Below are 3,274 nucleotides of genomic sequence, written 5' to 3' on the forward strand. Positions count from 1 at the left end.
GCCCAGTAAGTAATCTCGCAATCTCTCTGTTTGATAACTGTAGTAATGCCAATTTTGATAGCTTGGTTTGCCGAGACAATTTTATCCAAATCAACATTTAAAGCCAGTTCTAGACTATCAGCTTGATTCTGAACGCTAAACAGTAACTTTTCAAAAGCTGTTTCCTCTTGCATCCCTTGACGATAGCCATCAAAGCGATAGACATTCCAGTGTCCGGCAGGAGAGAGGTTGAACTCCCAATACCGTGCAGAATTTTTTATGCCAAGGAAGAATTCAAAGCAAGTGTCTTCCCAAAGTTCATACTTGCGTGATGGTGCATTTGATGGTGGAACAATTGCAATTTCTTTTAAGTCGCCTCCAAGGTTGTAGCAGATGGTAAGTTGATTAGCATTTCGAGAGATATTGCCTGTAATTTTCAAATGAGCAAAAGACTCGGTGGAAGGGAAGGGTTGCAGGGAAAACGTCTGCTTGTTCATTTCATATCTTGGATAATTTTGCGAATCTGCGTTTCTTGAGATTCAATACTTTCGGTAAGCTTAAACTGGACGATCGCTCTTGCTAAATTATGTTCTGGGTGCTTAACTTTGAAGTAGACATTTCCTGCTAAATAATCAGCAAAAAATCTCAGTCCTAGTTCAAAAGTAATTAGACGAATTGCATCATATATGTATGCATAATCATTCTCGGTCAGAAATGCCTTAGCCACAGCGAGATAACCTTGAAGGATTTCCTGACACAGATCGGTATCGAAATAAATACTTTCCCAATTCTCGGTTTCTTCACCAGCCGGATTGCAACCCGATCGCAGACAATCACCAATATCGTAATGTACTAGACCAGGTTTAACGGTGTCGAGGTCGATGACGCTGACGGCTTGCTGGGTAACAATGTCGAACATCACGTTATTGATTTTGGGATCGCCGTGCATCAGACGTAGGGGTAGCTTGCCTTCAGCTTTAGCATTTTCTAGGATATGTGCAAAGGCTTGGCGATCGCTAACAAACTGTAAGCAATAATTAACTTCCGAAGATTGACGCACACTAGTTTTTGGCAAAACTTCCTCGTAATGCTGGAGATAAAACGGTGTAATATGAAACCCTTCGAGGGTGTCAGCAAGTTTTTCTGCTGGCAAATCGCTGATCAGATTGTGGAACATCCCCAAGGCATAACCGATTTCTTTGGCGTGGGAGCGATCGCACATACTATCAAAAGACTGGGAGCCTTGAATAAAGCTGATTGCGCGCCAAAATGAGCCATCTGCATCCTTCCAGTGGTCTTGAGCCTTTTTGGTCAATAGTACGCGTGGCACTTCCCAGCGACGATTAAGGGGTGTATCCTGCAACCGTTTCTGAACGTGCTCAGTTAAGGTACGCATATTTTGCATAATCAGTTGTGGCTGACGAAACACTTGCGTGTTAATGCGTTGCAGGACAAAATATTGTTCCTTTGAAGAATCTAAAGTTGCTAAAAAGGTGTCATTTATATTACCACTGCCAAATGGTTTAACGCCTGTAACCTTTTCGTGTTGGGCGAATTGGTTAGCGATCGCCACTAGATTTCGAGTATCCTGTGTATTAAATTCTTCTATCATCTGTTTCATCTCTACTACTCCTCACGTACTTTGCACGAAAGCAATAGGGGATATCGTAGCGCAAGTGTCAAGATAATTTGTAATTATACGATTTTGCAAAAGTAACTTTTGCAAGATGTTGGGAAAGGTTAAAGGGGAATGGCACTAAGAAAAGATACAGCCCTTGCTCTGACTGGTTCCCAGTCTCTAGACTGGGAACCCATTCTGGGAGGCTCTGCCTCCAGTAGCTTGACAAGAGGCAGAGCCTCTTTTAAACACATTCCCAGCCTGGAGGCTGGGAACAAGACGAATTCAATAGTTAGGAAATCTCATCGCTATCAACCCACTCATCATAAGATGAGTCATAACCAACGTAGTGAAGAAAGTATTGCTGACCTTGGATTTGCTGAATCGTTGCGGAATACCAAGCCTCTTGGTCATCATCCCAACATTTTACCTTTTGACCTACTGCATATCCATTCTCATCAGTGGAGCGAAGATCGCGAGTCCGAATGTCATCTTCGCCTACCCACTCGTCGTAAGATGAACCGTAACCAAGGTAATGAACAAAGAACTGGTCATCTTCGATTTTCTCAATAGTTCCCTGATACCAATCCTCGTCATCATTATCCCAGACTTCTACTGTTTTGCTGACTTCATACTGATTCTTATCTGATTTATCTGATTTAACAGCAGATGAGACATCTTGAATCGGCTTTTGTTCCTCTTGTTTTATTTCCTCTTTTACTAAAGTGTATGCTTGCAAAATCAAACTGCGAGCGACAGTTTGAATTCCTGTATGCTCGTAGTAATTGGTAGTTTGATCTAAGAATGCTGCAACTAAATCTAAATTATCATCAGCAATCTGAATAAAATTACCCAAATTACTAGAAATTGATTGCGGGGTTATGCCTGTTTTGGATACTAAATTATTCATCCAGCCTTGCACGGAGTTGAAACCCTGACTGATAAAACCAACTTTATCAGAAGGATTACTGCCTGGAAGAAAGTTATTAACGGCTAAGAAAACCGGATTTTGAGTTATTGCATTAGCATCAGTACCACTAATAACTCCGTGAATTTTGCTGAGAAAGTCAGGGCCCAAGGGCAAAATTCCATCTAGACAAACTAAAGCTATCATCCGCATTAGGGATGCATTTTGATAGTTGTTAGCCAGGGAATTAGCAAACTCTTGGGGATTAGGTTGAGGAATACCGTTTAGTTTGCAAAAGGCAATGATTTCGACGGCGATTTTTAGTGCCAAGTCAATAGATTGAGTGACATCAGCTTTGGGAGTAATTTTGCCTAAAAAGGAGAGAAAGCCAATTTTTTCACTAACTTTATTCGCTAAAGCCGCCGCTGCCATAGCTGTGTCTGCCTTATCAATTGTTTGATAAAGTTTGATTGCAAACTGGTAGCCTTGTTGAGGATCTATATATAAACTAGCAGCGCGATCGCGGATTTTTTGAATTACCTTAGCATCGGTTTCTCCAGTAATGGCGCGGATATTATTGTCAAACCCCGTCAAATTGCTCCATTCACTTGGAGCTACATAATCAAGAGCATTTAAAACTTTGACAGTAATATTGTCAGTAGGTAACTCGTCAACCAACTGAATAATCGATTTATCCATCAGCCGATCCTCAAAACTCATAATATCGTTACAACACGGTTCAGAGCAGCCCATATCCAGCGCCTGTCTCT

General features: G+C 41.4%; 3 protein-coding genes. All 3 read right to left on the bottom strand.

The features are described 5' to 3' along the window. Positions 1 to 476: DOMON-like domain-containing protein (locus IQ229_RS19910; RefSeq protein ID WP_194046699.1), on the bottom strand; the 476-nt coding region annotated here is incomplete at its 3' end. Further along, positions 473 to 1,591, bottom strand: coding sequence for a phosphotransferase enzyme family protein (locus IQ229_RS19915; RefSeq protein ID WP_194046703.1), 1,119 nt, complete (start codon positions 1,589 to 1,591; stop codon positions 473 to 475). The genes IQ229_RS19915 and IQ229_RS19910, both read right to left, overlap by 4 nt. Positions 1,592 to 1,889: 298 nt before the next feature. Continuing rightward, positions 1,890 to 3,203, bottom strand: a complete 1,314-nt coding sequence (locus tag IQ229_RS19920) for a Tudor-knot domain-containing protein (protein ID WP_194046701.1) — start codon at positions 3,201 to 3,203, stop codon at positions 1,890 to 1,892. Positions 3,204 to 3,274 lie beyond the last annotated feature (71 nt).

It is taken from the genome of Nostoc cf. edaphicum LEGE 07299 (assembly GCF_015207245.1).
In the GTDB taxonomy this organism is placed as follows: Bacteria; Cyanobacteriota; Cyanobacteriia; order Cyanobacteriales; family Nostocaceae; genus Nostoc; species Nostoc edaphicum_B.

What these genes read in the sequence shown, in the direction of transcription:
- IQ229_RS19920 (WP_194046701.1), bottom strand. Translation starts at nt 3,203, where the DNA reads ATGGATAAATCGATTATTCAGTTGGTTGACGAGTTACCTACTGACAAT.
- IQ229_RS19915 (WP_194046703.1), bottom strand. Translation starts at nt 1,591, where the DNA reads ATGATAGAAGAATTTAATACACAGGATACTCGAAATCTAGTGGCGATC.